Raw genomic sequence first — 4,659 nt, 5'->3', positions numbered from 1 at the left:
GCAAGGAGATTGACCGCAGCGATCGCAACGGCGGCAACGGAATGCGTCGACGTGCCGACGTGCGAGGAGAGAGCTGTTTTCGCGCGCCACTGCGTGCCGCCTCCTACCGTGAGTCGTTCACCGGTAGAAGCCATCAGCCGCGGACGGCGGTTAAAGGCGAGCTCCATCGCCTCGCGCAATGCTACACGACGTCCGGGATGCCGCAAGAGTTTCCCGAGAAACCGTCCAGCGGCGTGTTTTCGGCCGCCGTCAGTCGCCAACGCGGTCGTAGGCGTCCACCCGCCAGGCGCCGTCGACCAGGCTGAGCTGGTTCCAGCAGGCGGTGCGCTGCCGGACGTGGCCCAGCGCCGGGTCGAGCTGCGCCAGCAGAGCGCCGTTGAACGCGTCGTGCGAGACCAGCACCACCGGGCCGGGTGCGAGCTCGTCGACCAGCTCGTCGAAGGCCCGCCGGGCGCGCTCGGCCACCGCGGCGATCGGCTCCACCCCCGGCGCGGCATCGACGCTGCCGTACCGCTGTTCGACGTCGGCGCGGCGCAGCCCGGTCTGCGGACCGTAGTCGCGATCGTTCAACCGGATGTCCACCCGGAGCGGCACCCCGGCGGCCGTGCCGATCGCCTGCGCGGTGGCCACCGCCCGTTGCAGCGGGCTGGAGACCACGACCGTGGGGTGCCTGACGGCCAGCACCGCGGCCAGCCGGGCCACCTCGGCGGCGCCGACCTCGTCCAGCGGCGGGTCGCTGAGTCCACGCAGCCGGCCTTCGGCGTTCAGGGCGGTCCGTCCGTGCCGGGCCAGGTAGACCCGGGTCGTCGCTTCGGTCATCGGTCTCCTCGGCATCTCGACCGACGGTACCGCCCGACGGCGCCCGACGACGACCCTTTCCCGCCGCAGCGCGGATTAGGTATTCTGGGGGTCCATCGGCGATGAGGCTCGCCGGGAAGTTCGCTTCCGAACCACCGTCAGGATGATGGCCTCTGCGAACAAAGGAGTCGCAGATGGCTGTGTCCGTTCCACCGTCCGTTCCCGACTCACCGGTCGAGCTCCGGTGCTCGGTCGCGGTGATCCGGCCCGACGGGGTGCTGCTGGTTCGGCGCCCGGACCGCGGCGACTGGGTGCTTCCCGGTGGTCGTCCCCATCTGAACGAGGGCATCGCCTCGTGTGCCCGCCGAGAGACCCTCGAAGAGACCGGCCTGGACGTCTACCCGAGCAGGTGCGCCCTTGTCCTGGAGGTCAACGATGCGATCAAGGGCCACCGCATCGTCGAATTGGTGTTCGTCGCCGACGAATTCAACGTCGCTTTCACGCCCGCCGGTGAACCCGGCCGGCAGCCGACGTGGGTGGATTGGCGGCAGCTGGAGACGATTCCGTTGCATCCGCCGATCGCCGCGTTCCTCCCACACATGCGCGGTGGGGGATACGCTCGATACCTGGGGGATCTGTGGCGGGCCGACGATGACGCTCGGTTCTGCGACGGCCCAGGGCAGATGATCCGGCCGGCGGCGGGGTGAGTCGACGATGCGAAATATTTCAGACAGCCGACCCGAACGGCAGGGCTGGTGTGTCCGTGGCGATCTCGAGCAGCCGGTTGTATTTGGCCACCCGTTCGCCGCGAGCCGGGGCGCCGGACTTGATCTGCCCGCACCCGGACCCAACCGCCAGGTCGGCGATGAACGCGTCGCTGGTCTCGCCGGAACGATGCGAGATCATCGCCGCATAGCCGGATCGTCGGCACACCGCCAGTGCGTCAAGGGTTTCCGAGACGGTTCCGATCTGGTTGACCTTGATCAACGCCGCGTTGCCGATCCCGTCACGCACCGCGTCGGCGATGATCTGCGGGTTGGTCACGAAGTTGTCGTCCCCGACCAACTGCATCCGGTCGCCGAGCGTCGCCGTCAGTTGCTGCCAGCCCGGCTTGTCGTGCTCGCCCATCCCGTCCTCGAGGCTCCACACCGGAAACCGCTGCACGATGTCGACGTAGCGGGTGACCAACTCGTCACTGGACAACGATTCGCCGCCGATCCGGTAACGGCCGTCGCGATGGAACTCGCTGGCGGCCGGGTCCAGGGCGATCGCCACCCCGTCGCGGCCGGCCCGGTACCCCGCGGCACCGATCGCCTCGGTGAGCAGCGTCAGAACTTCTTCCGGGCTGGCTATCTCCGGCGCGAAACCGCCCTCGTCGCCCAGGCCGGTGGAGAAGCGGCGGTCCGCGAGCAGCGAGCGCAGCGCCCGGTACACCTCGGCGCCCGCGCGGACCGCCTCCGGCAGCGACGGCGCGCCGAGCGGGGCCAGCATGAACTCCTGGAAGTCGAGGTCGTTGGGGGCGTGTACGCCGCCGTTGACGACGTTGAAGTGCGGCACCGCCAGCCTGGGCGTCGCCCCGTCGGGGGTGAGCCACCGCCACAGCGGCTCTCCCGCCACGACGGCGAACGCCCGGGCCGCGGCCATCGACACGCCGACGATCGCATTGGCGCCCAGCCGGGACTTGTCGGCGGTGCCGTCCAGCCCTCGCAGCGTGTCGTCGAGCTGTTCCAGGGTGGTGAAGGATCGACCCACCAGCGCGTCGGCGATCGCCCCGTTGACGTGCGCGACCGCCTCGCGCACGCCGAGACCAGCGTACCGTTTCTCGTCATGGTCACGAAGTTCGACGGCCTCCCGGCTGCCGGTCGACGCCCCAGACGGGACGCCCGCGTCGACCCGTGCGCCGCCGTCCAGCACGGCCGTCACCGACAGGGTGGGGCGTCCGCGCGAATCGAGGATTTCGATCGCCGAGATCGACGAGAAACATACGGTCACCAGCGGTCCTCCTCGGTGTGGCACGGCCGAAACGCGCTGCGGCCAACAGCGTACCCGTGTGCGCGAACATGGGCGGAGCGTTGATGAACCAGGAATCTTTGAAGCTCACCGCGTATTTCGACGAGCGGCAACGCACCGACGGTGGTTTCCTCTCCGACGTGATGCTCGACCTGTTCGGCCGCCGCGGCATCGCGTCGAGCGTCGTGCTGCGCGGCATCGCCGGCTTCGGAGCGCACCGCCACCTGCGCACCGACCGATCGCTCACCCTCTCCGAGGATCCGCCGGTCGCGGTCGTCGCGGTCGACACCAAAGCGGCGATCGAGGACCTGTTCGACCCGCTGCGCGCCATCCGCAAGCGGGCGCTGGTCACCCTGGAACGGGCTCGGCTGTTCCGCGGCGAGAACGGCGAGATTGACGCCGACCCGGTCGCCGCCTCGCCCGGCGAGCTGAGCAAGCTGACCATCTACCTGGGGCGCAAGGAACGGATCAACGGCGTCCCGGGCTACGTGGCGCTATGCGATCTGTTGTACGAATGGGGATTCCATGGCGCGTCGGCGTTTCTGGGAGTGGACGGCACCAGCCACGGGGATCGGAGCCGGGCCCGGTTCTTCGGTGGTAACGCAGACGTTCCGGTGATGCTCATCGCGGTCGGAGACAGTGCGCGAGTGAACGAGGCGCTGCCCGAACTGCGTGGCCTGCTGCGTCGGCCGTTGATCACCGTCGAACGGATCCGGGTGTGCAAGCGGGACGGCGAGCTGTTGCAGCGGCCGCACCTGGTGCCGGGAGCCGATGAACACCACATGGCGCTCTGGCAGAAGTTGATGATCTACACCTCGGAGGCGGACTTGTACGGCGGCGTCCCGGTTCACCGTGCCTTGGTTCACCGTCTCCTGGACCATAGCTCACTCAGTGGCGCAACGGTGCTGCGGGCGGTGCGGGGCTTTCACGGACGGCACCCGCCGCACGGCGACCGACTGTTCCGGCTCACCCGGCGGGTGCCGGTGGTGACCATCGTCGCCGACACCCCGCAGAACATCGCCGAATCGTTCGCGGTGATCGACGAACTCACCGCAGAGCACGGTCTGGTGACCAGCGAGGTGGTGCCCGCCCTGGTCGGTGTGGACGGCGAGCATCGCCGTGGCGGAACACATCTGGCTAACTACCCGTCGTGACCGTTCCAGCGATCTCGAAGCCGCAGAAGTCGAGGTGAAAGGCGATCGAAGTGGGTACCTCACCGAAGGAGACGTCGTGAACATCCGACGCATGCAGTTAGACGTCGACAAAGCTCTTTCCAGGCCGGACCTGCTGGAGCTGGCCGAGGCGATCGACGAAGTTCCCGGTGTCGAGGCGGTCAATATCACCGTCTCGGAGATCGATCTCGAAACCGTCGGTCTCGAGATCACCGTCGAGGGAGAGAATGTGGCCGCGCCACAGCTGATGCGGGCGATCGAGAATACCGGCGCGGCGGTGCACAGTGTCGACGAGATCGTCGTCGGCGCCCGGATCGTCGAGCGCGTACCACGAGTCCGGTGATCACCTGGCGGCCGCGTCGGGTGATGCGGTTGCGCCCGCGCAGACGGCTGCTGTTCGCGACCGCCCTGGGCGTGTCGGATGGAATCCTCAACGCGCTGATCCTGGCGTCGGCCACGGTGCTGCGCGGTTCGGGCCTGAGCGTGGACCTGGGGGTTCGGGTGGGTGTCGTCGCGCTGTGTTCGGCGGTGCTCACCGTCTTCGTCGCCGAGTACGCCCAGGATCGCTCCGAGTTGATGCGAGCCGAACGTCAGCTGCTGTTCACCCGGTCCGGTCGGCTCGCGACGACGAGCCTCGGCCGGGCGGTGCTCAGGGAAGCGGCCGCGGTCGCGACGGTGG

The 4,659-nt window shown here is 68.7% G+C and carries 5 protein-coding genes, 1 pseudogene and 2 riboswitches; of the genes and pseudogenes, 4 read left to right on the top strand and 2 right to left on the bottom strand.

Annotated features, from left to right (window positions below; translation table 11 throughout):
- Window positions 1–117: 117 nt before the first annotated feature.
- Window positions 118–180: riboswitch (Fluoride riboswitch) on the bottom strand.
- 69 nt (window positions 181–249) lie between these two features.
- Complete coding sequence (locus AC2VNT_RS04720; protein WP_486945749.1) at window positions 250–819, bottom strand: histidine phosphatase family protein; 570 nt, start codon at window positions 817–819, stop codon at window positions 250–252.
- 88 nt (window positions 820–907) lie between these two features.
- Window positions 908–981, top strand: a riboswitch (Fluoride riboswitch).
- 11 nt (window positions 982–992) lie between these two features.
- Here AC2VNT_RS04720 and AC2VNT_RS04715 point away from each other — a divergent pair.
- Window positions 993–1,505 (top strand): NUDIX hydrolase, encoded by a 513-nt coding sequence (locus tag AC2VNT_RS04715; protein WP_486945748.1) that lies wholly within the window; start codon window positions 993–995, stop codon window positions 1,503–1,505.
- 19 nt (window positions 1,506–1,524) lie between these two features.
- On the opposite strand, the gene eno is transcribed toward AC2VNT_RS04715, so the two are convergent.
- Window positions 1,525–2,790 carry a phosphopyruvate hydratase gene (gene eno / locus AC2VNT_RS04710; RefSeq protein ID WP_486945747.1) on the bottom strand — a complete coding sequence of 422 codons (1,266 nt, stop codon included), beginning with the start codon at window positions 2,788–2,790 and terminating at the stop codon, window positions 1,525–1,527.
- An 83-nt stretch (window positions 2,791–2,873) separates the two neighbouring features.
- Between eno and AC2VNT_RS04705 the strand changes: the two genes are divergently transcribed.
- From AC2VNT_RS04705 to AC2VNT_RS04695, 3 genes and pseudogenes are all read left to right on the top strand, one after another.
- Window positions 2,874–3,962: a DUF190 domain-containing protein gene (locus tag AC2VNT_RS04705; RefSeq protein WP_486945746.1), complete on the top strand. Its 1,089-nt coding sequence runs from the start codon at window positions 2,874–2,876 to the stop codon at window positions 3,960–3,962.
- Window positions 3,928–4,323 (top strand): DUF211 domain-containing protein, encoded by a 396-nt coding sequence (locus tag AC2VNT_RS04700; RefSeq protein WP_486945745.1) that lies wholly within the window; start codon window positions 3,928–3,930, stop codon window positions 4,321–4,323. The genes AC2VNT_RS04705 and AC2VNT_RS04700 overlap by 35 nt, the downstream gene beginning before the upstream one ends.
- Window positions 4,320–4,659, top strand: a pseudogene (locus AC2VNT_RS04695) (hypothetical protein); the annotation flags it as partial. The gene AC2VNT_RS04700 and the pseudogene AC2VNT_RS04695, both read left to right, overlap by 4 nt.

This window comes from Mycobacterium sp. TH-M15, from assembly GCF_057473705.1.
The sequence above is the reverse complement of the archived record's forward strand: the minus strand, read 5'-3'. Positions and strand labels throughout refer to the sequence as shown.